The 255-nt window shown below is 53.7% G+C and carries 1 protein-coding gene; it reads right to left on the bottom strand.

From position 1 onward, the window contains the following. The coding region (locus ACN6NF_RS25925; protein WP_474320328.1) for a condensation domain-containing protein at positions 1 to 255 on the bottom strand (255 nt) is incomplete at both ends.

Here is a 255-nt window from a genome sequence, read left to right on the forward strand (position 1 = left end):
GAAACGCCGTCAGATACGATATGATGCGTATCGAACATTAGAATGTGTCGGTCCGGCGCCAGTTCGGCAAGGCCTACCCGCAGAAGTGGCGGCTTCGCTAGATCAAACGGACGAACGAATTGGCGCATCATTTCTTCCGCCTGCTCCTCGCTGATCTGCACATATTCCACCTGGAAGGCGGCTTCTTTGTAAATCCGCTGAACCGCTTCGCCTTTTACCATCTCAAAGCCGGTACGCAGCGTTTCATGACGAGCT

It is taken from the genome of Paenibacillus sp. TSM33 (assembly GCF_056099025.1).